Origin of the sequence: Pseudoalteromonas sp. MIP2626 (assembly GCF_013414205.1) — a bacterium.
Lineage (GTDB): Bacteria > Pseudomonadota > Gammaproteobacteria > Enterobacterales > Alteromonadaceae > Pseudoalteromonas > Pseudoalteromonas nigrifaciens.
Map to the genome: position 1 here is coordinate 28,468 of NZ_JAATTW010000021.1, position 23,630 is coordinate 52,097.

Here is a 23,630-nt window from a genome sequence, read left to right on the forward strand (position 1 = left end):
GATCTTATGTGTATTTAAAGGCTTATTATGTTTGATTTACCCCAGCTCGATTTAAAAAATAAAGTATCAGCACAAGAATGGCAGCTACGAGTTGATCTAGCCGCCTGTTATAGGTTGGTGGATCATTTTCGTTGGGGCGATTTAATTTACACGCATTTATCGGCGCGGATACCGGGCAGTGATCATTACTTAGTGAATGCCTTTGGTTTAACCTTTGATGAGATCACCGCTTCTAACTTAGTTAAAGTAGATTTAAGTGGCAATATTATTGACGACACGCCATTTAATATAAATCCAGCTGGCTTTACTATTCATAGCGCAATTCACGAAGTGCGCGACGATGCGCATTGTGTGATTCATTTGCACACGAAAGAAACCATAGCTGTTGCTACACAAAAAAATGGCTTATTGCCACTAAGTCAGTATTCCATGTTCTCTTTGCCGTCGCTTTCGTATCATGGTTACGAAGGGTTAGCGGTTAACGATGATGAACGAAAACGCTTACAAGATGATTTAGGCAATACTAACCATATGTTGTTAGTTAACCACGGTGGCTTAACAGTGGGGCCAACGGTGGGCGATGCTTTTATGCGCTTTTATGATTTACAGCGCGCCTGTGAAATACAGCTCGCTATTCAAGCCAGTTCGCAGCAGGCTATTAGCGTCCCGCAGCCTATAATCGACAATATTTATAATCAAGCAAATGTAGTGCACAGTGGTAGTACTGGCGGGCAGTTAGCGTGGCCAGCTATGCTGCGCAAAGCGTACCGACTTGATCCTAGTTTTGCAAAATAACCATTTAAAGGTTAATAAGGAATATTCATGAAAGTAAATCGCGTTGAAGTGTTTGATATTCATTGCCCAGATCGTCCTGCTTGGACTCCAGTATTTGTACGTATTCATACTGATGAAGGCATTAGTGGTGTGGGTGAAGCGGGCCTTGCATACGATTTAGGCCACAGCGCTGCTGCCGCTATGATCAAAGAAATGGCCGATGCATTTTTAATTGGCCACGACCCATTTCAAACCGAAAAGCTTTGGTCGCGTATGTTACGTGAAAGCTTTTGGGGTTTAGGTGGTGGGCCTGTTGTATATGCTGCAATGAGTGCGATTGATACTGCTCTGTGGGATATTAAAGGTAAAGCACTGGGTGTACCTGTGTATCAACTGCTTGGTGGTAAGGTTAACGATAAATTACGCACTTATGCATCGCAACTGCAGTTTGACTGGGATAGCGAGTTTAAAGCATTAGTGCAGCCACAAGAATACGCCGAAGCGGCTTTAAAAGCGGTTGCCGAGGGTTACGATGCAGTAAAAGTAGACCCAATTCAGTACGATAAAGACGGCAATACTTACTACGATCGCACTAATATTATTTCCCGCGCTGAAATGAAGTTGTACCGTGCGCGTATGCAAGCGATTCGTGAAGCGGTAGGCGACGAAGTTGATATTATTTTTGAATGCCATAGCTTACCAGGGGTGACTTCGGCAATTCAATTGGGCGAAATAGCGAAAGAATTCGATTGCATGTTTTTTGAAGAACCCGTTAACTATTTAAACCATTCATTGCATGCCAAAGTGGCTGATAAAGTGGCCGTGCCAATTGCTGGTGGTGAACGCTTGTATAACCGCTGGGGTGTACGCCCATACTTAGAAGATCAAAGTATTAATGTATTGCAACCCGATATTGGTTTATGTGGTGGTTTTACCGAAACGAAAAAAGTGTGTGACTACGCCGATATTTTTGATGTGCGCATTCAAGCGCATGTATGCGGCGGGCCAGTAGCGACTGCAGCTTCACTGCATTTAGAAACAGCCATTCCTAACTTTTTAATTCATGAGCATCATACTTATGCGATTAAAAAATGGAACCGTGAGTTGTGTCTGCAAGATCCTCAACCTAAAAATGGCTTTTTTCAAGTGTCGGAAGAGCCAGGTATTGGTATTGAATTAAACGATGAGATTGTAATGCGCTCGCAGCGTGTAGAAATTAAATAGTTTTAGCATACAGATTAAAAAGCCGCGTAGTGATAGCTCACTACGCGGCTTTTTCTATTTGGCGTTATTGTTATAGCTGATTAATTTTACACTGCACGCCTTTTAACTGCTGCGTTGCTTTGCTATCAAGATGGCGAACAAAGCATTGCTTGCCTTTAATCATTAACTCAAACTGGTCGGGCATATTAAGCTGCTTACCCATAATAGGATTACCCATAGAGTCTTTATGGTTGAGTTTATCGAGCGTCACAGTACTGTTAGTAGTAAATACATCATCGGCTAATTGCACTTGTGAGCTATGCAGCAAGCTAGCAATAGCATTAGCTACTGCTATGCTATTAGGTGTTACTAATAGCGCATGCTGCAGCTTAGGAGTTGGCTCAGCGCTTTGTGCTAAGCAGCCGCTGAGTGCGGTTGTTATAAATGCGATTACTGTAAGTCGGCGTACTTTCATGGTTTATCTCATGTTATCGCTAAGAATAGTATTTTGCTCAAGCAAGGTTTGAATTCGCGTATCTTTTACTTCAGGCGAATCAGTTGTAATAGCAGGTGCAAAACCTTGTTTACTGTTTATGGAGCTTGGCGCAGGGCAGCTACCGGTATTTCGATAGTTAAGCGCTGTTTTAAGCAGTGCTTCATTGGCATTACCTAATGGCTGAGAAAAGTCATCGGCAAGCGCACAACCATTTAATAATACGGGTTGAAAAGCGTTATCAATAGTGTTTTTTGGCGCAAAGCCATCAGCATACTCGCCAAAACCTTTATTATTTATACCGCTAAACTGAATGGTAAAATAGGTGGTTGCGCAGTTATCGGTAGGATAAAAGCCATAAGGCTTGCCACAGGTACCAGAGCCTATCTGGATCACTTCAATGTCGGCGCCGCGCAGACCATTAATAATGGCTTCGCTTGCTGAACAGGTGCTGCTAGTCGTGAGAACAAATACGCGGTTTAGGTTTAATGTTGGCAGTGCGCTACCGGGCACAGTTGCAGGGTTATCAGCAAATCCCACAAACTGATTAGTAAACGGCATTGGGCTAAGTGTTTGCCCAGTTACCGGGTTGGTATTTGGATTTTTATCGTTAAAAACAGTACGCTCAAACACTTTTCCTTGGGTGTTCGCGCGGCCCGCAATCATATAGGCTACTTGGCTGGCCATTTGTAAAAAGCCGCCGCCGTTATAGCGTACGTCAATCACTAAGTCTTTAATATTACTTGCTGCAAATTGGTTAAATGCATTGTAGAGCTGATCTTCAGCAATCGCATTATGGCTATTAAACTGAAAATAACCCACATCGCCATCGGCTAAGTCGGTACGCACATTGACTACCGGTTGCGAGGTAATATTTTGCGAGGTGAGTGTTACGGTACGGTTTTGGTTAGTATTTATGTCTTTAAATACAAACTCGGTCGTTTTACCTGTTTGCTCAGGAAACAAACTTGCACTAATAAGAGCAACTTCACTGCTGGAAGTCGTATTTACAAAATCAATGCCATCTACTGCAACAAGTTCAAAGCCACGAGCAAGGTTTTGATTACTCGCAGGTGTATTTGGCTCGGTATAGCTAATAACGGCTTGGCGTGGCGCGCTGCTAGCAAGTATTTTTATATTAAAGCCATAGCCATAGGTTACCCCTGATTGACTTTGGCGCTGCCACTCATCGGTAGGTAAGTTAAAGTGGTAGTTATCTTTTTTAGCGCCTGAATCGGTCAGTTCATTGGTTTTTAAGGTGTTAAAATAAGCAACTACGCCGCTTGTAAGCGCTGGATCGGTATCTATTATCTCATCGTACCAAAGGTAGGTTTCGTTACTCCACGAACGCAGCCAGTTTTTTCATTACTTGCTTGGCATTGTCCTTTAAATTGGCTGGCACTGGCAAATACCCCTGCGTTCCAGCTATTGGTATTGCTATTAGGAGTAAGGCCCTCGCTATCGCTACCGCCGCCACACCCAGATAAAACGCTAAGCAGTGCTAAGGAAGCGAGTGTTGTTGTTTTTTTGTCACGAATTTTAGAGTGCATATAAGAAGCTCTATTTTTAAACGATTAATTTAAATATAGCGGCTTTTATTTAGAGTTGATAGCAGTGTTTAGCGTTTTTATAGCTTAATTGCTGCCAAAGCGCTTGGTTACTACATAAGTTAAAGTGTGCCTGCCATAAGTCGTTATATTGGGTATTGATTTGGCAAACGGGGAAGTTACTCGCAAACATTATTCTTTGCTCGCCAAAGTGTTGCAAAATAATATTAAAGCACTGTGCTTGCTGCCCGCTATTGAGCTTAAGTAACTCAAATCCCGAAAACTTAATTGCAATGTTATGGTACTTGGCGAGTAATTTAATGCCTTGCTGCCACGCTGGCATATTGTGGGGTAAACCTGCGTGATTAAGTATAATTTGTAACTGTGGAAACTGTTTGGCGTATTGAGCAATTTGCTTAACTATAATATGGTTTTCAAGCTCAAACTGGGCTTCAAAATGTAATTTTAACTGCTGTAACGTTTCAAAGTTATTGTAGCAATTACTGCTGAGCAAACGTTTGGCGTCATCACCTTGGGTAATATCTCTAATGCCCGCTAAGCTTGGATGGGAAAGGTTACTGAGCGCATGGCTAAATAGCTGATTGCTTTGATCAATCTGGGCAAAACTAACGGCTTTGTAAGTAATGCCAGCCAAGTGCTTGGTGAGCCAGTTAAGCTCGTTTATAGGTGCGCTGTTATCAAACCCCGCTTCAATATGCACTAAGCCTGCAAGTTTAAAGTCGCAATCTTGCATTAATTGCGCAGCACTGATCGGCTGCTTTATTTTGTCTAAGTTAGGCCATGGCGGCGGGTTAGCGCCTTGTAACCAAGTATATTGCCCCTCAAGTAGATTAAAAAAATGCACATGGGGGTCAATAATAGCACTACTCATTGCGCTGTATAACCACCGTCAATACTTTGCAAGCTACCGGTGATAAAGCTTGCATCATCGCTGACTAAAAAATTCACTAAAGCGGCTACTTCATCAGCTTGGCCTAAACGGTTAAGTGGCTGCAATGCCGCCTCTTCGGCTACTGTTTGTGCTTTATTGGCACCACTGTTTTTACAGTAAGCGTCTATGGCGTTATGAAATAAGGGTGTTTCTATAGTGCCAGGGCACACGGCATTAGCCCTAATATTAAAACTCGCGTAATCAAGCGCGGTGGTTTTTGCCATAGAAGCAAGGGCGTGTTTAGTCAGGTTATAAGCAAATGAATTTTGTTTACCTATAATTGCCTGATCTGAGGCTATAAGCACAATAGCGCCGTTGTTTTGTGTTTTCATTATTGGTAATACACTTTGCACTGCCGCATACGCGCCTTTTACATTAAGCGCAAATAGTGCATCGAGAGTTTGCTCATCGGTACTTTCTATGTTGGCGCTTAAATGTTTTCCTGCATTAGAAACAAGTACATCAATGCGCTGCGTTTGCCCAACTATGGCATTAATACAACGACGTACAACAGTGACATCGCTTACATCACAATGATGAAACTCACCAAAGTTACTTGGTGTTATATCAAGGTTATGTACTTCATAGCCGCTTGCTAGTAAGCGTTGTATTACCGCTAAACCAATACCTTTGGTGCCGCCGGTAACAATAGCCACTTTTGACATACTTGCTCCTTTATTTGTTATTACTTTTTAATTAGTGAGAGTGACCACATCCGCCTGCTGCATGCACATGGCCGTGCGATACTTCTTCGCTGGTGGCTTCACGTACCGACACTACTTCAACATCAAAAGTCAGTGTTTTACCTGCAAATGGATGATTTAAATCACAATCGGCATTAAAGCGGCCTACTTTAATAATAGTTACCTGATGACGACCTTGATCCGAGCTTACCATTGCGGTCATGCCTGGTTTCCATACTTTAACTTTGCTTTGTGTTTGTAAATGCTTTAACGGAATGCGTTGTACTAAGTTATCAACACGTTCGCCGTATGACTCGCTTGGCGCTAATGTAACGCTAAACTTTTCGCCAGCGGCTTTGCCTTCCAGCGCATTTTCTAAACCAGGAAGCATGCCTTCGCTGCCATGAATATAAGTAAGAGGCGCTTCGTTAGTACTGGTTTCTATTTGCTCACCGGCTTCGCTAAGGGTGTAATGAAATTCAACGGCTGAATTTTTACTAATTTGCATGCTTATCTCTTTAAATTTTGACTGTATTAGTTAGAGCGTAATTTTACGCGAAATATGTTTTTTTAGAAACTTAACGTGGCTGATTTAATGTTTTTTGTAGATCTAACAATAAATCTTTTTTAATTGTTGTTACTTGAGGCTTTTCGGCTTGAGGAATAAATAACACTAATTGAATACCTGGTTTGAGCATACTCGACGCTGACAGTTTATTCCATTTAGCTAGGTCACTGTGCGGCACATTGTAAAGCTGACTAATGCTCCACAAGGTATCGCCTGGTTGCACTTCATAGTCTATTTCGAGTGTTGCAATTACCACTTCTTGATGCTCAAGGTAGGGGCTAATTTTATAATCAATAGTCAATGATTCCGGGAGTGTTTTGGGCTGGCCAACAAGTAATTTTTCACCAATGCCAATTAAGTTGTTTTGTTTATTATTAAGTTGCTTTAAGGTACTTAAAGGCATGCCAAAGCGCCTAGCAATACTGTAAAGCGTATCGTTTTGTTTAACTATGTACTCTCCAGCAAAGTTAGTTTTAAAAAACGAACTGTTTAATAGTGCCTGTTGCTCAATTGGCAGTAATAACGTATGCGGACCATTGGGTGAACTTTGATTTTTTAAATACCCTTGATTAAGTGCATGTAGCTGCTTAGAGCCTACTCCAGAGAGCTTGGCAATGATTGAAAAATCAAATTGTTGGCCTACATTCATATGGGTGGTCAATGCTTTGTAAGCGAGCTTTGGGCGTTTAAAACCTTGTTGCGGGTGTTTAACTAAGTAGCTTAGTGCCAGTAACTTGGGTACATAATCGGCGGTTTCTTGAGGTAATTTTAGCGACCAGTAATCAGTGCTTTTACCGTGCTTTTTATTTTGTTTAATCGCGCGTTTAACTCGCCCTTCACCGCTATTATAAGCGGCGAGAGCGTGCAGCCAATTGCCATCAAAGCGTTTATATAAGTAACTTAAATACGCCAGTGCTGCGTCGGTGGCGGCAAGTACATCTTGGCGGCCGTCATACCATTGATCAGACTTAACCCCAAAATGATGTGCAGTTGCTCCTACCAGTTGCCATACGCCAACGGCTTGCTGCGATGAGTGTGCAGTGGGTCTAAATCCGCTCTCTACAAAAGGCAGCAGTGCTAACTCTATTGGTAGTTGCTGTTGTTCTACCTTTTTTACAATATGGTATAAATACGGAGCGGCTCGTTTGCTCATAACTTGCAGGTAATCGGGTTGCTGCAAATACCAATTAATACGCTTTTTCAGCGCTTTATTTTGCTCAATAGGAAAATGCAGATTATTAGCGATATGCTGCCATAAGTCAGTTGTTTTGGCCGGTGGCTTTATTATCTTATTTTTTGTATTTTTAGGCGGCGTTATGCGTAAGTTAGTTTTTGTGCTTTGCGGTGTTTTTAATTCACTAGGGGCGCTGTAACTTGGCTTAAAGTGAGTAAATATTTGCGGTGCTTCTATAGGCTCTGGCTTGGTGGTTTCACAGCCAAATAAAAAAACACCTAAACAAGCTAAAACCAAACTGCGCATAACATTCACTTCTATTAAAATCCTTTTACTATTTTAACACAGTCCGTTGTGTTGAGTTATTTTGCGTTTATCGCGCGAATTAATCCTGCTTGTAAAAATAAATTACTCGACTTGGCATTAAGCGACTCTTGCATGTAGGGTTTAATCGCGACATCAGGAAATGACAGCATTAACTGCTCTATTGTTTGCCCACTATTATTAGCTACATGCTCTGTAATGGCGGTTAAAAATGCGTGCGACTGCTGCAGTTGCGACTTATTAGTTAGTTCACCATGACCAGGAATTATAGTTTTTAGCACTGAGTCATTAATATATTGTTGTAGCAGTGCGCGCCAGCTGCTTAGCTCGCCGTGGCCAGGGTAGGGAAGCCAGTCAACAATATCTCCACCAATCAAAGTGCTGCCACTGTTAGTTGTAATGGTTAAATCGCCATTGGTATGTGCTTGGTGGGCGTTTAAAGTAATTTCAAAATTGCCTAAGTCTAATGTTTTATTGGTGTTTATGCTTATTTCAGGTGCATTGAGTTGATATTTTTGCCAGCGGAATAGGCGCTGTTTAGCGCGTTCTAACTTTGTACGCCACTGCGCTTGCTCATTTTCGGGGAGTGTTGCTAAGCGTTGGTAGCTAAGCTCAATGCTTTTTTCGAATCCTTCTAGCTTATCGTTAAATGCTTGCTGATAAAGGGCAAAGTCAGTTTTTACTTGCTGATGGGTAATTAATTGCGCATCGGGGTAAAAGTGCTGCATTACAGCCATCCCCAGCAAATGATCGTCATGAAAATGAGTGGCCACTAAGTAACACAAAGGTGTTGTTAAGTGCTTTTTTAAATCGCTAGCAAGTTGTTCTACTGCAGCAAAGTTGCCGCTGGTATCTACTAACAGTGCGCATTTACTACCTTCAATTAATACTTGGTTTGAGTCGTAAAAACGTAGTTTATGCTGTTGTTTTAAAAATTGAATATTGGGACTTATTTTCTCCCACGTAACATCGGCGTTAGCATTGGCTGCAAAATAAAAAGAGTTAAGCAGTAGTAGGTACTTACTTAATTTAAATAAACGCAGGGCTGACTTCATATAACGCTCTCTATTATGGTTTAAAAGCTGCGTAATAAATAAAAGCGCTCTAGGCGCTTTTATTTATTATGTTTAGAGTCATTTGATAAGTGCTGACTCAACTTATCAATGAGTTGATCTTGGTGTTGCAGATCAACGGCTTTTATAGTCTTTGCTTCTAGCAATTCGTGGCTTAAATTTAAGGCTGCCATAAGTAGGGCATTTTGCTCATTTTTAACAGTAGAGCGTTGTTTCATTTGCTCAACCAAATCATTGAGATTTTTAGCTGCCGCTTTAAGTGCCTCTTCTTGCCCAGGTGGGCAAGCAAATTGCTGCTCTTTACCAAGCAATTCAACAGTGACTCGCTGGTTTTGCAGCTCAGACATTAGCTAGCCTGTTGTGCGCTTTGTAACTTATCAAGCAGGCCAGATAAAGTAGTGCTGGCATCTTTTTGTTTTTCTTCGTTTTCAAGGGCTTCTAATTGCAAAAGCTCGTTGTCGTCAGCGAGTTTACTATTTTGTTCTTTTAAATTAGAAACATCAGCTTGTAATTGATTATTACGCTGAATTAATTGGTCGATCAGTTGTTCGAGTTGTTGAAGAGTGTTGTTATTCATAAAGGCGCTCATATAACTGTAATTAAGGTAATGCAAATGTAAAGCAAAGTTTGTTTATTTACCAGCATTTACGCTGGTTTTAGCTGATTTTTATTCTCTGTTAAGGGATAATTCAGTGTATTGGCTTTTTCATTCAGAAATGGTTCATTTTAATGGCCGCTTATCAGGGGATAGGTTGTCAAAGTACAGTGCTTATGGTTCACTGTTTTTATTAAATAGCGTATGGCGAAAATAAATAATGCTTAGTTACAGACACTCATTTCATGCCGGAAACCCTGCCGATGTACTTAAACATTTAGTGTTAGCACAAGTGTTAGGTTACCAAACTTTAAAAGATAAGCCACTGGATTATATAGACACTCATTCGGGTGCGGGCTTTTTCGAATTAGCAGCGGCCGATGCACAAAAAACACAAGAGTATCAAGACGGCATTGAAAAACTGTGGCAACACACTAGTAAACACTCAGCTTTAAACGACTACATTGCACTGATCAAATCGTTTAACCAAACAGCCGATTTAGAGTTTTATCCGGGTTCGCCAAAAATTGCGGAACACTTTTTACGCCGCCAAGATAAAGGCTGGTTTTTTGAGCTGCACCCACGTGATTTGTTATTACTAGAGGAGAACATGCAAGGGAAGCGTTCGATTCGAGTACGTGGCGAAAATGGTTTTGCTGGTTTGGTTGGCTTATTACCCCCTGCATCGCGCAGAGCCTGCGTGTTAATAGACCCACCTTATGAAGTCAAAGACGATTACGACACTGTTATTACTACGTTGATGCAAGCGTATCAGCGCTTTGCTACAGGCACATACATGATTTGGTATCCTGTTGTTGACCGCAGCCGCATTGACAACATGGAGCAAGACCTAATTGACTCTGGCATGCGTAATATTCAATTATTTGAGCTAGCTACCAAAGCCGATACCGACGTGCATGGCATGACTGCCTCGGGGATGATAGTAATTAATCCACCGTGGAAATTAAAACAGGTTATGGATGAGGTGTTGCCAGAGCTGGTGAGTATATTGAGTGAATCAAGTGGTTTTTATCGCAGCGAGCAGTTAGTCGCAGAGTAACCCACATAGCAAAATGCCCAGTTAAACTGGGCATTTTAATTATTACTGCAGTTATTTTAGTTAAAGTAAACGGCTTTAAAGGTAGCGAGTTGCTCACCTTTTTCATCTTTTAAGCTCAACGATTCGCCATTAACTTGCCACTGCGCAGCTTTACTTAGCATGCTAGACATTGCAGCTTCTTGATCCATGTTTTCATGACACATTTTTTGCGTTGCCGCTATGTGATCAAAAGTCACCGTTTGCTCATTAACTTCATAACCACCGTTAAAGTTATTGCAGCCTAAAAACCCATGCACTTTGCCATCATTACTAAATTGAATGAAAGGTTCTTTTGTTGTAACCGTAACATTATCGCCAGCTAAAGTGATTGCTTTCCAATATGTATTTGCTAAATCAACATCTGGTTTTTGATCTGCTTTTGTAACCACAATTTTGTACGGGCTGGTTTGTGCATCTGCTGCGAATGGGTTGTTGTTGCTTGTGCTGGTGTAGAGTAGCTCACCATTATTTTCAATACGTGCACTAACGCTGTAGCTAAGTGCTTTATTAATTTTGTTAGTGTCGTAGGCAAGCTCTACTGTATAAGGAGGACCACCATTTAAATCAATAACCTGCTGGCTAATAACGGTTGCTTTAATATCCATTTTAGATACATCGGCAAGTGTTACTGTTAGCTGTGAATTAGGCGCCAACATGCTGCGATCAAGGTAACTAACTTCAGTTGTTAGCGTTGCTGTTGACTCTGCCTGTGTTGCCTGTGCAGTGTTCTTAGCATCATCACATCCAGATAATACCAATGCGCCACTGGCTAAGAAGCTGATCCCTGCTACCGATTTTAAAATTGAACTTGGCTTACGTTTAAACATCGTTGTTCCTTTAATACTAAATTAGATGATTTTAAATGATGATAGTGCTTAGTTACTTAATCAAGGCTTAATTGAGGAGTAAAAGTTTGGCTTAGTGATTGTTACAACGCGTAAAAAAAGGGCGCTTATGCGCCCTAAATAAATATTTTTACTTTTTAACAAACTTGGTCAGAATTACAATACGTTGACCATCAACACGCCCTTCTATATGTTCAGGATTGCTGGTTAAGCCAATATTACGTACCGCAGTACCGCGCTTAGCGGTTAGGCTGCTGCCTTTTACATCTAAATCTTTAATTAGCGTTACGGTATCACCGGCTTTAAGTACTACGCCATTGCTATCAAGATGTTTTAAGTCGTCATCTTCAGCAAGTACTTGTTGAGCCCATGTTAGGGCATCTTCTTCTAGATAAATCATGTCTAGGGCGTCTTGTGCCCAGCCATTGTCGGCAGCTAAGCGGCTCAACATACGATAAGCCACTACCTGAACTGCAGGAGTTTGGCTCCACATGCTGTCGTTTAAACAATGCCAATGAGTAGGGGTTAGCTCAGCGGTGTCTTCAATTTGATCTTTACATACTTGGCAAGTGTAAATGCATTTATCTGAGTGGGCTTCTTTAACTGGCGGAACTTCGTACACAGATAAAGTATCTGTTGCTGCACATAATTCACATTGGTTATTACTACGTTCTACTAAGGCTTGTTCAATGCTCATATAGGAGGCTCTTATGCTGTTTTTACAAAAATATTATGTGGTTATTATACCTCCATCTGGGCTCTTTGTGTACATTTGCACTAAGGATTAGCGCATATCCATATAAAAAGTATGGTTATATCTTGTTTGTAACTGCAAATTACAATAATTAAATACAGCAAACTCGGTTTAGCATTGAGCAAGACGCAGCGTTTAAGTTTGCGTATGATAAGCGCATGATGGTTTATTTTTTTGATATGTTATGCGCTTACTTCTCTCTATAGTTAGTATTTTAATTGCTTTAGCTTTATTGGTTCCCGGTGTTACCCAGCCTGTATTATCCCTAGAGGGGAAAATAGATAAGTCTAAATTAGCGCAAACAGGCATTGAGATGATTGCCGATGAAGGCGACCGCAACACTCGAAACATGCTGATGATGGCATCAAGCATGTTTGGGTTAGATAAGCTTGAAGGTGAGATAAGTGCTTATCAAAAAACACGCAGCATTTGGGGAACGGTTAACGAACTGGCTCATAATAAAAATTATTTAGTGGCGGTGTTGGTGGCTTTTTTCTCAATTGTAATACCGACTATTAAGTTACTAATGCAATTAGTCTTTTGCTTATTGCCAGCGAGTAAGTTTAAGCAAAATCTGGGAGTAACTATTTGCGTTTTGAGTAAATGGAGTATGGTAGATGTGTTTGTTATTGCACTTATTGTTACTTACCTTGCAGGCAATGCCGAGGGTGAAACCGGTGGGCTAATTAAAATGCACGCCGAACTGGGGAATGGCTTTTGGTATTTTACCGGTTATTGCTTATTTGCCATTGCCGCGAGTAGTTTTATTAAAACCGATGCAAAAAATATATAAAGGTTTGTATTAACTATTCAGTTATCATAAACTTCGCTAGAACCTAGAACCTAGAACCTAGAACCTAGAACCTAGAACCTAGAACCTAGAACCTAGAACCTAGAACCTAGAACTTAGAACCTCAATAAGGCAACTTTTTGCAACGCATTTACTCTAGTTTACTGATCATCGCTATGTTACTCACGCTTGTGGGTCAGGCTGTTGCGTCTGTTGCTATGCTATGTGAAATGCCGCACATGAGCCAAACACAGCATGCTGCAACTAATGTTGCAACTGAAAAAGTACATCAGCAAATGTCAGTCAGTATGATGAATATGGACTGTTGCGATGATGCAGCAACCGAGCAAGAATGTAATTGCCCAATTAATGCTTGTTCAGCGTACTCAATGTTGAGTGTTGATGGTTTATTTAGCACCCCACTGATTATTTCTGAAAAAATACAGCTCTATTCCTCACAAAACCAACACCATTTAGTCAGCTCGCTATACCGCCCCCCTATGTCTGCTTAATTGCAGGATAGGTGTACCTAAAATTAGGTCAAGTCGTTTAATTCACCTTTTCTGCCTCTAAATTAATCTTTTAATTTTAGTGGAGTAAGTGATGAATCACTTTGCAGTATTTAAAGTCAGTTTTTTAGCGCTAATGCTAGGAACTGCAATCTCAGCACACAGCAATGAACTTAGCCTAGATGAGGCGCTTTCGTATGCGCTAAACCATGAGCCTTGGCTAAAGGCAAGCCAGTACCAACAAGCCTCAGAGCAAGCACAAAGTATAGCCGCAGGTAGTTTGCCTGATCCGGTATTAACTTTGGGTTTAATGGGCGTGCCAACCGATGGTTTTGCTTTAGATCAAGAAGGTATGACGCAGCTAAGCATTGGTGTAAGCCAAATGTTTAGTCGTGGCGACAGCCTAGCATTAAAACAGCAAGCCTTAGCACAATCTGCGCAGCAACATCCTTGGTTGCGAGCCGATCGCCTTGCACAAGTAAAAACAATTGTTATTGAATCATGGCTTAATGCGTACAGAGCTCAGCGCAGCATTGCGCTTATCGAACAAGATAAAGCCTTATTTTCGCAACTGATTGATATAACCGAATCAAGTTATGCCAGCTCGCTAGGCAAAACTCGTCAGCAAGATATTATTCGCGCTCAGTTAGAGCTCACTCGCCTAGAAGATAAATTAGTAATGCTAGCGCAGCAACTTGAAAGTGCTAAAAAACGGCTGTCGCAATGGTTGCCAATGAGCATGCTAACTCAACCAGTAAGTACTAAAAACACAGCTATTGAGCCGTTAATTAGTTTTACCACGCTGGAATTTGAGGCGCTAATGTCGTTACTTATGGCGCATCCCGCGATTGTTGCTATTGATCAAACAGTAACAGCTAAGCAAACAGAAATAGCGCTCGCAAAGCAAAGTTATAAGCCGCAGTTTGGAGTAAATATGGGCTATAGCCATCGAGGTGATACGCCTATGGGAGACTCACGAGCCGATTTACTCTCTGTTGGGGTAAGTATTGATTTGCCGTTATTTACTAGTAACCGCCAAGATCAGCAAGTTAACGCTGCAATAGCGACAGCTGAAGCAGTTAAAACTCAAAAGTTAATAGCGCTACAAAAGTTAAAAGGGATGTATTTCAAAGAGTTTAGCCAATTAATGCAGCTACAAAAACGCGATACGCTTTATCAAACTAAGTTATTACCGCAAATGGCAGAGCAAGCCCAAGCCACACTCAATGCATACACGCGGGACGACGGTGATTTTTCAGAAGTTATGCGTGCTCGTATTAGTGAGCTTAATGCCAAAATTGACAGCTTAAATATTCAAATAGACCAACAAATTATTATTGCTCGTCTAAATTATTATGCCAGTAGCCAAGACGCTGCTGTGATGCTTGAGCAATTAGGAGAGCAAAATCGTGAATACTAATTTAAAACTATTAATAGCAGCTGTAGTGGGTGGTGGAGTAACGGCATTAGTATTATCGCTTATGCCCGCGAGCAATACTGATATTAAAGCAAGCACAGAAAAACAACCACTGTACTGGGTAGCACCCATGGATAGTAATTATCGACGTGATGAACCCGGGCTTTCGCCAATGGGCATGGATTTAGTGCCTGTTTACGATGAAGCACCAGGCAGTAGTAGCAATTTAGATGGCCCAGGTGCTGTGACTATTTCGCCAGCGGTGGTTAATAATCTCGGGGTAAGAATCGCCAAAGTACAGTACAAAGCGTTACAAAATGAAGTTAAAACGGTTGGCTATGTGCAATATAATCAAGATCAACTTATTCATATTCACCCTCGTGTAGAGGGTTGGTTAGAAACGCTTTATATCAAAGCAGCCGGTGACAGTGTTGAGCAAGGTGAGCCACTTTATACCTTGTACTCACCGCAATTAGTGAATGCCCAAGAAGAGTTTCTATTAGCGCTCAATCGTAACAATCAGGTGCTTATTCGCGCAGCTAAAGCACGCTTAAAGTCACTTAATATATCGGATGATTTTGTAGAGCGGCTGCAAAAAAGTAAGCAAGTAATGCAAAACATTACCTTTTATGCCATTCAAAGTGGCGTAGTTGAAGAGCTAAATGTGCGCGAAGGTTTTTATGTTAACCCCGGCACCACTATGATGAGTATTGGTAAGCTTGATGAGGTATGGGTTGAAGCGCAAGTGTTTGAGCGCCAAGCTGAGCTAATTAAGATTGGCCAGCCAGTAAGCATGACGCTTGATTATTTAAGTGGCCAAAGCTGGCAGGGTAAAGTGGATTATATTTACCCAACACTCGATGCTAAAAACCGGACCTTGCGAGTGCGCCTGCGCTTTAATAACGAAGGCCATAAACTTAAGCCTAATATGTTTGCCCAAGTAAATATTCATACTCAAGCCAATAAAGCGCAATTAGTAGTCCCTAAAGAAGCGGTGATCCGCACCGGTAACCAAAACCGTGTAGTGGTTGCCTTGGGCGAGGGGCGCTTTAAATCTGTGGCTGTAGAAATGGGCAGAAGTGACAGTAAAAACACCGCAATATTATCAGGAATAATGGCAGATGATGACGTGGTGGTTTCGGCGCAATTTTTATTAGATTCAGAATCAAGTAAAAGCTCAGACTTTAAACGTATGCAAGCCCCTCAAGCTGTTAGCTCTGTATGGAGCGAGGGCATTGTTAATAGCATTATGGCGGAACATCGTATGGTTAATATTAGCCATGAGCCGATAGCTGAACTTGATTGGCCTAGTATGACAATGGACTTTACGGTTGCTGATGATGTTGACTTTAGTGCTTTTGAAAATGGCCAAACATTACATTTTGAGCTGACTAAGCAAGCTGATGGCAGTTATGTATTAACGGCTATTCATATAATGAAAAGCACAGTAACAAATAGCGAAAAAAATACAGCAACTGTTTTGGGCACAATTAACAGTATTGATAAAGCACAGCGCATAGCAAATATTAGCCGTGGTGCAATAGAAAAATGGGGACGCGAACCTGCAAGGCTCGATTTTACCTTTGCAGATGATATAGATTTAACCGCACTTGCAGCGCAGCAACAAATAAACTTTACCTTTAGTTTGCAGCAAGGGGAGTTTGTGATTAGCCACATAAATGGTGAGCACTCTACAAGCGCATCAGGTAATCACACTATGCAATTGCATAACGCGCATTAGGAGGCAATATGATAGCTGCAATTATACGTTGGTCCGTTCTTAATCGCTTTTTTGTGTTGTTACTGACCGTTATTTTAATTGGCGGGGGCTTATTTGCTGTTAAAAATACCCCAGTTGATGCCTTGCCCGACTTATCAGATGTGCAAGTAATTATTAAAACCTCGTATCCGGGGCAAGCACCGCAAGTAGTGCAAGATCAGGTTACTTTTCCACTTACCACCGCAATGTTATCGGTGCCAGGAGCGCAAACAGTAAGGGGCTTTTCATTTTTTGGAGACTCTTACGTATATGTAATATTTGATGAAAAAACCGATTTGTACTGGGCACGTAGCCGAGTACAAGAATATTTAAGCCAAGTAGCGAGCCGCTTGCCAGCTACAGCCAGCGCAGAGCTTGGCCCCGATGCCACCGGTGTTGGTTGGATTTACTTATATGCACTGGTAGATAAAACTAATCAACACGATATTAGCCAATTACGCAGCTTACAAGATTGGTTTTTAAAATTTGAATTACAAACCGTACCTGGCGTATCTGAGGTTGCCTCAGTAGGGGGCATGGTAAAACAGTACCAAGTTACGGTTGACCCCGATAAGTTACGAGCTTATGGCATTCCACTGAGCTTAATTCAAACTGCCATTGCCCAAGGCAATCAAGAAATGGGCGCATCGGTAGTCGAAATGGCCGAGGCTGAATACATGGTTACTAGCACCGGTTATATTAAAAGTGTCGCCGATTTAGAAGCGATTCCTTTAGGTGTAAATACTAATGCCACACCACTGCAATTGCGTGATGTGGCCGATATTCGTCTAGGGCCGCAAATGCGCCGTGGTATTGCCGAACTTAATGGCGAAGGCGAAGTGGCTGGTGGCGTAGTGGTAATGCGATACGGTGAAAACGCGCAAAAAACCATTGAGCTGGTAAAAGCAAAGCTCGAGTCATTAAAAAAAGGGTTACCAGCGGGAGTTGAAATTGTACCCGTGTACGACCGCTCCAACTTGATTAAAGATGCAGTTGATAACTTAAGCAGTAAATTACTCGAAGAGTTGGTTGTGGTTGCTTTGGTTTGCATTGTATTTTTGTTTCATGTGCGCTCATCTTTAGTAGCGATTATTACTCTACCGCTGGGTATTTTAACAGCATTTTTAATTATGTATTGGCAAGGTATTAATGCCAATATTATGTCGCTTGGCGGTATTGCCATTGCAATTGGCGCTATGACCGATGGCGCTATAGTGATGATTGAAAATATGCACAAACATATGGAAAAAACCCCACTAACCGATGAGAACCGCTGGCAAGTGGTGATCGATTCGGCCAGTGAAGTCGGCCCCGCATTATTTTTTAGCTTAATGATAATTACGGTAAGTTTTATGCCGGTATTTATTTTAGAGGCGCAAGAAGGGCGTATGTTTTCCCCGCTGGCGTACACTAAAACCTATGCTATGGCTGCCTCTGCTGGGCTTGCAATTACTTTAGTACCGGTGCTTATGGGTTACTTTATTCGCGGCAAAGTAATTTCAGAGCAAAAAAATCCGGTTAACCGCATGCTGGTAAATGCTTATAAACCATTACTTAACGCAGTACTTAAGTTTCCTAAAGCAACTTTGGCCTTAGCTACGTTGATTGCAGTGATTGGCTTTTATCCTGTAAATAAAATGGGGAGTGAGTTTATTCCCCCCCTTGATGAGGGCGATTTAATGTATATGCCAACTACTTATCCAGGTATTTCGATTGGTAAAGCGCGGGAGTTGTTACAGCAAACCGATAAATTAATTGCCACTGTGCCAGAGGTACTAACTGTATTTGGTAAAGTAGGGCGAGCAGAAACCGCCACAGATCCAGCGCCGCTTACCATGATAGAAACCTTTATTCAGCTCAAGCCTAAAGATCAATGGCGCGAAGGTATGACCCTAGATAAACTCAAAAAAGAGCTAGATAGTTTAGTGAAGTTTCCTGGGGTAACTAACGCATGGGTTATGCCAATAAAAACCCGTATTGATATGTTAGCAACCGGCATTAAAACCCCGGTGGGGATTAAAGTTGCTGGCCCTAAATTGAGTGAAATTCAAAAAATAGGTCAACAAATTGAAAGCATTTTAAAAGATGTACCGGGTACGGCATCCGTTTATTCTGAGCGAGTTGCTGGTGGGCGTTATATTAAGGTAGATATAAACCGTGAAAAAGCGGCGCGCTATAGTTTAAATATTGCCGATATACAGCAAGTTGTAGCTACTGCTATTGGCGGCACAAATGTCACCCAAACCGTAGAAGGGCAAGAGCGCTATCCGGTAAATTTACGATACCCGCAAGGTTACCGCGATTCACCTGAGGAGCTAATGTTACTTCCTATTGTAACTCCAGCCGGGCAGCGTATAGCTTTAGCCGATGTTGCTAAGGTATTTATTGAAGATGGCCCAGCCGGAATAAAAAGTGAAAATGCCCGCTTAAATGGTTGGAGCTTTATTGATATAGAAAATATTGATATTGGTACATATGTAGAAAACGCCCAGCAAATTTTGCATGAGCAATTGATACTACCAGCAGGATATTCAATTACCTGGGCTGGGCAATATGAATATATGCAGCGTGCTAAAGATAAGCTTGCTTACGTATTACCACTAACGTTAGCCATTATTGTAGTGCTGCTGTATCTGAACTTTAGAAGCTTTGCGGAGGTATTGATTATTATCGTTACTTTACCGTTGGCGATGATTGGCGGAATATGGCTAATGTACCTAGAAGGCTTTAACTTTTCGGTGGCTGTTGGGGTGGGCTTTATTGCACTTGCAGGGGTGGCCGTAGAAATTGGGGTGATCATGCTGGTGTATTTAAATCAGGCCTACCAAGAAAAAATTACCCAAGCACAACAAACTGGTGTGCCGCTTAATTATGAGCAGCTTAAGCAAGCAATAACAGAGGGCGCAGGGCTAAGAGTACGCCCCGTAATGATGACAGTAGCTACTATAGTGATAGGTTTATTACCGGTACTTTATGGCACTGGCACGGGCAGTGAAATAATGAGCCGCATAGCAGCGCCTATGGTAGGGGGTATGTTTAGTGCGGTTGTTTTAACCTTATTAGTAATACCGGCAACGTATTTATTGTGGCGCAAACGCGACCTATAATATTTACATTGGTTATGTAACTTATACTGAAAAACAGTATTAAGTTACATAGCCTGCAACTTTGCTATTGATATTGCTCACTTTTTTATATGGCACGATTTACGCATTACTATGTTTACTCAGCTTAAGTAAGGAATGCAGATGCAAGTTAAAACAATTCAACAAATGTATGACTGGACTATTTTGTTTCATACACAAATGGCGGCCAACTTTTTTAGTGTGCGGGAACTATTAGGTGAGCATAATACTCAATTAGTTGATTACTGTACTAAATACGAAAAAAAACTCGCTGAAGATTTAATTGGCTTTAAAGCAATCACCACCATAAATACGTTAGATACCTACTGCTATGAGTATTTTGCAGAAAATCCAGAGCTACTGAATTTTACTGATTTAGATCGAAGTACCCAATTAGATGAGCAAGCTATTCAGGGTTATTTGTCTGATCAGCATCAAAAAGTAATAAATGCTTATGAGTACTTAGAGGGAAAAACACAAACTGCAGACGGCAAAGAAAAACTCGGACAAATACTGCAGCTTGAGTACCAAGGATTAAAACAAATGGTACAAAGTATAAACCGACATATAGATATGTAACCTGATCTCCGGATAATAAACTTATCTCAAGCAGCTATTTTCAGCGCTAACTGCGTTGAATTTTCTTGCAATAGGCCAGCTATTGACGCGTAAATTCGCCTTATTTTCACTGAAAATCTCTAGCTAGAGAAAATAAAATTAAATATAACTATGATTCAATACGTTAGTAAATCTCTTAACCAGAGTTCAGGTTATGTAAATTTATATACAGTTAAAACTAATAAAAATAACGGCGCTACATTATGGTGTGTAGCGCCGTTATTTTGTTAAACCTTTTCTACATCAACAATTAAGTCGCTTGTTATCGACTCTAATGCATTAATTACTTCTTCTTTATTCAACCCATTAGGTAGTGTTACTGTAGCAACAGCACTAAAAATAGGCACGCCCCAATTAGGTGCGCTTTGTTGCCTTGAGTTTAAGTGAGTAATATTGGCTCCTTTATGACGAATTACACTTGCAAGCTCTTGCACAATACCCGGGCGATCGTTACCGGTAATAACAAAGTTAAGTTGCTCACGTGTGGCGGGTTCTATTTCTGTATTGCCTGTTTCAATACGTACATCAAGTTTAGGCAGAGCATTGAGCGCATTTTGCAGTGCCTGAAAATGCTCTTCGCTAACTTCAATCTGAATAATACCTGCAAAGTGACCGAGCAAATGGCTCAAGTTGCTGCTTAGCCAGTTGCCATGATTTTCTAAAATAACGGATGAAATGCTCTCTACTAAACCAGGACGATCTTGTCCTAAAATGGTTATAACCAACTGCTTCATAAATAGTTCTCTTCTTTAAAGCCCAAATAAGGTAATGCATAGGCATTAAGTGTTGTTTAACTCTATTCAGAGTTCAGGTTAAATATTATGATTTAGTTGCTAAAGTTAGACCTTTAATCCTACAGTGCAGCCCTTGCAACAAACCATAATTATTAACTAAATGCTTCCTGAGTATTGACCTCGATAAATACTTTGTCCAATAAATATAATATTTAGTTCATCAATACTGCATAAACACGGCTGCTATTTGATCTTAAAGATATTTAAATTACACGGTAAATAATTATTACCGCTGTAACATTACTGTCACTTTGATGAAATATAATCACTGCAACGTTAAGATTAAAGGATGTTTTGATGACTTCCAATCCGAATAAGCCGACTTTTAATACGGATCGAAGCCGTCTATTTAAAGACCGACTTGCCCAGTTTGGCATAACCGTAGGTGGAGTAATGGTATTAATAGCGCTGCTATTAATTTTTTTCTACCTTCTTTATATAGTACAGCCAATTTTTGAATCAGCTAAAGTTGAAAAGCGCGACAGTTTTAATCTTACAAACGCAGAGCAAATAGTGGGAGTAGGCGTTGAGGAACAAACTGAAGTTGCTTATTTATTAAGCCAGCAAGGGAGTGTTGACTTTTATAGTGTTGAAAAAGCTAACTTTGGTAAAAAGCTAAAAACGCTAGAGGTAACCCTGCCTAGCGATGTGAGTAGCTTTGCTACCAGTGCACCGTTTCAGGGGCAATATGCATATGGTTTAGAAAATGGCAGTGTAAAAATTGTTATTCCTAAATTTATGGTGACGTTTCCAAATAACGAACGTAAATTAACTCCACGTTTAGATTATCCGCTAGGCGAACTTGCTTTAGAGGTAGACGAGCAAGGTGCTGCTATAAAGCGTTTTGCATTTAGCCACTTTGAAGACAAAACAGCCGTTGTTGCGCTAACAGCCGACAAGCGCGTTTTATTTAGTAGCTTTGTTGCTGAAGAAAACATGTTTAGCGGTGAAGTTGAATGGCTTGTGGAACGCACCGAGCTAGATGTTGCTGGGCGAGTAGATGAGTTACTTATGTCGCCAGATACTACCCGAGTATTTGTGCGCTCAGCTAATCAAATTTATGTTTACGATACGCGTGACCCAAGCGAAGTAGAGCAAATTCAATTACTGTCTGCCAATGAAGAAAACGCTAATATTGTTTCGGCGCAATTACTTGCGGGCGCTAACTCTCTTATGTTGGCAAACGATAATGGAAAGGTATCGCAGTGGTTTGAAATAAATACCGACAGTGGCCGTGAATATCAAAAAATTCGTTCATTTGAAACAACAAAGCAAAGTAAGTTAAACGTATTTACTGAGTTTTACCGCCGTACCTTTTTTACTACCAGTAGTAATGGTGAGTTAGGTGTTTATTACACCACAAGCCAAGCAAAATTGTGGCAAGGCAAAGTAAGCGAAGGAGCAATTAAAAGCTTTGCTATAGCACCGCGTGCAAATGCAGCGCTAATTGTTGCTGACAACAAACTAACCGTATTAGAAATTCATAACGAACATCCTGAAGTTACTTGGTCTGCACTTTGGCAAGAAGTGTGGTACGAAGGTTACCCAGAGCCAGGTTATATTTGGCAATCAACCTCAGCCAGTGACGACTTTGAGTCTAAGTTTTCGTTAGTGCCTATTTCGTTTGGTACCTTAAAGGCGGCATTTTACGCCATGCTATTTGCCGTACCTATCGCGATTTCTGCTGCTATTTATACCGCTTACTTTATGTCGAGTGAACTGCGTAAAGTGGTTAAGCCAACGGTAGAAATAATGGAAGCACTTCCTACCGTTATTTTGGGCTTTTTAGCGGGCCTATGGTTAGCGCCTTTAATAGAGCAGCACTTACCAGCCATAGTCGGCTTACTGGTGTTATTACCTTTAGGTATTTTGGCTACTGCGCTTGGTTGGACTAAATTACCAGCCAGTATTCGCCATAAAATTCCTGAAGGATCGCATGCCATTATACTTATACCGGTAGTGTTATTTATTGGTTGGTTTTCGTTTGCGATGAGCGAAACTGTTGAGCTGTGGATGTTTGATGGTAACGTGCGCCAATATTTAACTAACGAGCTTGGCATGACCTTCGATCAGCGTAATGCCTTGGTAGTGGGTATTGCGATGGGCTTTGCTGTAATTCCTACTATATTTTCGATTGCGGAAGACGCGGTATTTAGCGTGCCTAAGCATTTGTCTAATGGCTCACTGGCACTGGGTGCAACACAGTGGCAAACACTGATACGCGTGGTATTACTTACCGCCAGCCCTGGAATATTTTCTGCGGTAATGATGGGCCTTGGCCGCGCAGTAGGCGAAACCATGATAGTGCTTATGGCAACCGGTAATACCCCGATTATGGATTGGAGTGTGTTTCAGGGAATGCGTACGCTTGCGGCAAATATTGCGGTTGAAATGCCAGAGTCGGAAGTGGGTAGTTCGCATTACAGAATATTGTTTTTAGCAGCATTTGTATTATTTATATTTACCTTTGTTTTTAACACCATTGCTGAGTTTGTTCGTCAGCAACTGCGTGAAAAATACAGCTCAATGTAAGT

At 41.2% G+C, this 23,630-nt stretch carries 23 protein-coding genes; 10 read left to right on the plus strand and 13 right to left on the minus strand.

Features of this window, described 5'->3' with window-relative positions:
* Nucleotides 1-27: 27 nt before the first annotated feature.
* The gene (locus tag HC000_RS10480) at nt 28-795 is read left to right on the plus strand and encodes a class II aldolase/adducin family protein (RefSeq protein WP_179807606.1); all 768 of its coding nucleotides are present in this window, start codon (nt 28-30) and stop codon (nt 793-795) included.
* Nucleotides 796-822: 27 nt separating this feature from the next.
* Nucleotides 823-1,998 (plus strand): mandelate racemase/muconate lactonizing enzyme family protein, encoded by a 1,176-nt coding sequence (locus HC000_RS10485; protein ID WP_011327000.1) that lies wholly within the window; start codon nt 823-825, stop codon nt 1,996-1,998.
* Between the two features lie 70 nt (nt 1,999-2,068).
* Here HC000_RS10485 and HC000_RS10490 read toward each other — a convergent pair whose 3' ends face one another.
* The 10 genes from HC000_RS10490 to zapB form a co-directional block, all read right to left on the minus strand.
* Nucleotides 2,069-2,452 carry a hypothetical protein gene (locus HC000_RS10490; RefSeq protein ID WP_011327001.1) on the minus strand — a complete coding sequence of 128 codons (384 nt, stop codon included), beginning with the start codon at nt 2,450-2,452 and terminating at the stop codon, nt 2,069-2,071.
* A 3-nt stretch (nt 2,453-2,455) separates the two neighbouring features.
* Complete coding sequence (locus tag HC000_RS18550) at nt 2,456-3,436, minus strand: S41 family peptidase (protein WP_257025493.1); 981 nt, start codon at nt 3,434-3,436, stop codon at nt 2,456-2,458.
* 341 nt (nt 3,437-3,777) lie between these two features.
* Nucleotides 3,778-4,020, minus strand: a complete 243-nt coding sequence (locus HC000_RS18555; RefSeq protein WP_257025494.1) for a hypothetical protein — start codon at nt 4,018-4,020, stop codon at nt 3,778-3,780.
* A 49-nt stretch (nt 4,021-4,069) separates the two neighbouring features.
* Complete coding sequence (locus HC000_RS10500) at nt 4,070-4,909, minus strand: amidohydrolase family protein (RefSeq protein ID WP_179807607.1); 840 nt, start codon at nt 4,907-4,909, stop codon at nt 4,070-4,072.
* Nucleotides 4,906-5,634, minus strand: coding sequence for an SDR family oxidoreductase (locus tag HC000_RS10505; RefSeq protein WP_179807608.1), 729 nt, complete (start codon nt 5,632-5,634; stop codon nt 4,906-4,908). Before HC000_RS10505 ends, HC000_RS10500 begins: the two co-directional genes overlap by 4 nt.
* 31 nt (nt 5,635-5,665) lie before the next feature.
* A complete protein-coding gene (locus HC000_RS10510; RefSeq protein WP_011327005.1) occupies nt 5,666-6,160 on the minus strand; it encodes a peptidylprolyl isomerase in 495 nt (164 codons plus the stop codon).
* A gap of 70 nt (nt 6,161-6,230) precedes the next feature.
* Nucleotides 6,231-7,700 carry a transglycosylase SLT domain-containing protein gene (locus HC000_RS10515; protein ID WP_179807609.1) on the minus strand — a complete coding sequence of 490 codons (1,470 nt, stop codon included), beginning with the start codon at nt 7,698-7,700 and terminating at the stop codon, nt 6,231-6,233.
* 56 nt (nt 7,701-7,756) lie between these two features.
* The gene (locus HC000_RS10520) at nt 7,757-8,773 is read right to left on the minus strand and encodes an MBL fold metallo-hydrolase (protein WP_011327007.1); all 1,017 of its coding nucleotides are present in this window, start codon (nt 8,771-8,773) and stop codon (nt 7,757-7,759) included.
* 59 nt (nt 8,774-8,832) lie between these two features.
* Nucleotides 8,833-9,138, minus strand: coding sequence for a cell division protein ZapA (locus HC000_RS10525; protein ID WP_011327008.1), 306 nt, complete (start codon nt 9,136-9,138; stop codon nt 8,833-8,835).
* Nucleotides 9,138-9,368: a cell division protein ZapB gene (gene zapB, locus HC000_RS10530; protein WP_011327009.1), complete on the minus strand. Its 231-nt coding sequence runs from the start codon at nt 9,366-9,368 to the stop codon at nt 9,138-9,140. Before zapB ends, HC000_RS10525 begins: the two co-directional genes overlap by 1 nt.
* Before the next feature lie 238 nt (nt 9,369-9,606).
* On the opposite strand from zapB, the gene rlmJ reads away from it, so the two are divergent.
* The gene (gene rlmJ, locus HC000_RS10535; RefSeq protein WP_086994820.1) at nt 9,607-10,446 is read left to right on the plus strand and encodes a 23S rRNA (adenine(2030)-N(6))-methyltransferase RlmJ; all 840 of its coding nucleotides are present in this window, start codon (nt 9,607-9,609) and stop codon (nt 10,444-10,446) included.
* A 56-nt stretch (nt 10,447-10,502) separates the two neighbouring features.
* On the opposite strand, the gene HC000_RS10540 is transcribed toward rlmJ, so the two are convergent.
* A complete protein-coding gene (locus HC000_RS10540; protein ID WP_179807610.1) occupies nt 10,503-11,312 on the minus strand; it encodes an META domain-containing protein in 810 nt (269 codons plus the stop codon).
* A gap of 148 nt (nt 11,313-11,460) precedes the next feature.
* The gene (locus HC000_RS10545; protein ID WP_086994814.1) at nt 11,461-12,027 is read right to left on the minus strand and encodes an alkylphosphonate utilization protein; all 567 of its coding nucleotides are present in this window, start codon (nt 12,025-12,027) and stop codon (nt 11,461-11,463) included.
* A gap of 241 nt (nt 12,028-12,268) precedes the next feature.
* Here HC000_RS10545 and HC000_RS10550 point away from each other — a divergent pair, with 241 nt between their 5' ends.
* The 6 genes from HC000_RS10550 (at nt 12,269) to HC000_RS10575 (ending at nt 20,263) form a co-directional block, all read left to right on the plus strand.
* Nucleotides 12,269-12,877: a paraquat-inducible protein A gene (locus tag HC000_RS10550; protein ID WP_179807611.1), complete on the plus strand. Its 609-nt coding sequence runs from the start codon at nt 12,269-12,271 to the stop codon at nt 12,875-12,877.
* Nucleotides 12,878-13,014: 137 nt separating this feature from the next.
* A complete protein-coding gene (locus tag HC000_RS10555; RefSeq protein ID WP_179807612.1) occupies nt 13,015-13,386 on the plus strand; it encodes a hypothetical protein in 372 nt (123 codons plus the stop codon).
* A 91-nt stretch (nt 13,387-13,477) separates the two neighbouring features.
* Complete coding sequence (locus tag HC000_RS10560) at nt 13,478-14,803, plus strand: TolC family protein (RefSeq protein WP_179807613.1); 1,326 nt, start codon at nt 13,478-13,480, stop codon at nt 14,801-14,803.
* The gene (locus HC000_RS10565) at nt 14,793-16,541 is read left to right on the plus strand and encodes an efflux RND transporter periplasmic adaptor subunit (RefSeq protein ID WP_179807614.1); all 1,749 of its coding nucleotides are present in this window, start codon (nt 14,793-14,795) and stop codon (nt 16,539-16,541) included. Before HC000_RS10560 ends, HC000_RS10565 begins: the two co-directional genes overlap by 11 nt.
* 8 nt (nt 16,542-16,549) lie before the next feature.
* Nucleotides 16,550-19,666, plus strand: coding sequence for an efflux RND transporter permease subunit (locus tag HC000_RS10570; protein WP_179807615.1), 3,117 nt, complete (start codon nt 16,550-16,552; stop codon nt 19,664-19,666).
* A gap of 141 nt (nt 19,667-19,807) precedes the next feature.
* Nucleotides 19,808-20,263: a hypothetical protein gene (locus HC000_RS10575; RefSeq protein WP_011327019.1), complete on the plus strand. Its 456-nt coding sequence runs from the start codon at nt 19,808-19,810 to the stop codon at nt 20,261-20,263.
* A 266-nt stretch (nt 20,264-20,529) separates the two neighbouring features.
* Here the strand turns inward: HC000_RS10575 and HC000_RS10580 are convergent, their stop codons facing one another.
* Nucleotides 20,530-21,036 carry an ACT domain-containing protein gene (locus tag HC000_RS10580; protein WP_011327021.1) on the minus strand — a complete coding sequence of 169 codons (507 nt, stop codon included), beginning with the start codon at nt 21,034-21,036 and terminating at the stop codon, nt 20,530-20,532.
* A gap of 357 nt (nt 21,037-21,393) precedes the next feature.
* On the opposite strand from HC000_RS10580, the gene HC000_RS10585 reads away from it, so the two are divergent.
* The gene (locus HC000_RS10585; protein WP_179807616.1) at nt 21,394-23,628 is read left to right on the plus strand and encodes an ABC transporter permease subunit; all 2,235 of its coding nucleotides are present in this window, start codon (nt 21,394-21,396) and stop codon (nt 23,626-23,628) included.
* The last annotated feature ends 2 nt before the right edge of the window (nt 23,629-23,630 follow it).

Bases quoted from the DNA above. Each gene is read 5' to 3' on its own strand.
- HC000_RS10485 (WP_011327000.1), top strand. From the start codon at position 823: ATGAAAGTAAATCGCGTTGAAGTGTTTGATATTCATTGCCCAGATCGT.
- HC000_RS10505 (WP_179807608.1), bottom strand. From the start codon at position 5,634: ATGTCAAAAGTGGCTATTGTTACCGGCGGCACCAAAGGTATTGGTTTA.
- zapB (WP_011327009.1), bottom strand. From the start codon at position 9,368: ATGAATAACAACACTCTTCAACAACTCGAACAACTGATCGACCAATTA.
- HC000_RS10550 (WP_179807611.1), top strand. From the start codon at position 12,269: ATGCGCTTACTTCTCTCTATAGTTAGTATTTTAATTGCTTTAGCTTTA.
- HC000_RS10520 (WP_011327007.1), bottom strand. From the start codon at position 8,773: ATGAAGTCAGCCCTGCGTTTATTTAAATTAAGTAAGTACCTACTACTG.
- HC000_RS10480 (WP_179807606.1), top strand. From the start codon at position 28: ATGTTTGATTTACCCCAGCTCGATTTAAAAAATAAAGTATCAGCACAA.
- HC000_RS10525 (WP_011327008.1), bottom strand. From the start codon at position 9,138: ATGTCTGAGCTGCAAAACCAGCGAGTCACTGTTGAATTGCTTGGTAAA.
- HC000_RS10490 (WP_011327001.1), bottom strand. From the start codon at position 2,452: ATGAAAGTACGCCGACTTACAGTAATCGCATTTATAACAACCGCACTC.
- HC000_RS10510 (WP_011327005.1), bottom strand. From the start codon at position 6,160: ATGCAAATTAGTAAAAATTCAGCCGTTGAATTTCATTACACCCTTAGC.
- HC000_RS10545 (WP_086994814.1), bottom strand. From the start codon at position 12,027: ATGAGCATTGAACAAGCCTTAGTAGAACGTAGTAATAACCAATGTGAA.
- rlmJ (WP_086994820.1), top strand. From the start codon at position 9,607: ATGCTTAGTTACAGACACTCATTTCATGCCGGAAACCCTGCCGATGTA.
- HC000_RS10560 (WP_179807613.1), top strand. From the start codon at position 13,478: ATGAATCACTTTGCAGTATTTAAAGTCAGTTTTTTAGCGCTAATGCTA.
- HC000_RS10575 (WP_011327019.1), top strand. From the start codon at position 19,808: ATGCAAGTTAAAACAATTCAACAAATGTATGACTGGACTATTTTGTTT.
- HC000_RS10570 (WP_179807615.1), top strand. From the start codon at position 16,550: ATGATAGCTGCAATTATACGTTGGTCCGTTCTTAATCGCTTTTTTGTG.
- HC000_RS10585 (WP_179807616.1), top strand. From the start codon at position 21,394: ATGACTTCCAATCCGAATAAGCCGACTTTTAATACGGATCGAAGCCGT.
- HC000_RS10540 (WP_179807610.1), bottom strand. From the start codon at position 11,312: ATGTTTAAACGTAAGCCAAGTTCAATTTTAAAATCGGTAGCAGGGATC.
- HC000_RS18555 (WP_257025494.1), bottom strand. From the start codon at position 4,020: ATGCACTCTAAAATTCGTGACAAAAAAACAACAACACTCGCTTCCTTA.
- HC000_RS10580 (WP_011327021.1), bottom strand. From the start codon at position 21,036: ATGAAGCAGTTGGTTATAACCATTTTAGGACAAGATCGTCCTGGTTTA.
- HC000_RS10515 (WP_179807609.1), bottom strand. From the start codon at position 7,700: ATGCGCAGTTTGGTTTTAGCTTGTTTAGGTGTTTTTTTATTTGGCTGT.
- HC000_RS10500 (WP_179807607.1), bottom strand. From the start codon at position 4,909: ATGAGTAGTGCTATTATTGACCCCCATGTGCATTTTTTTAATCTACTT.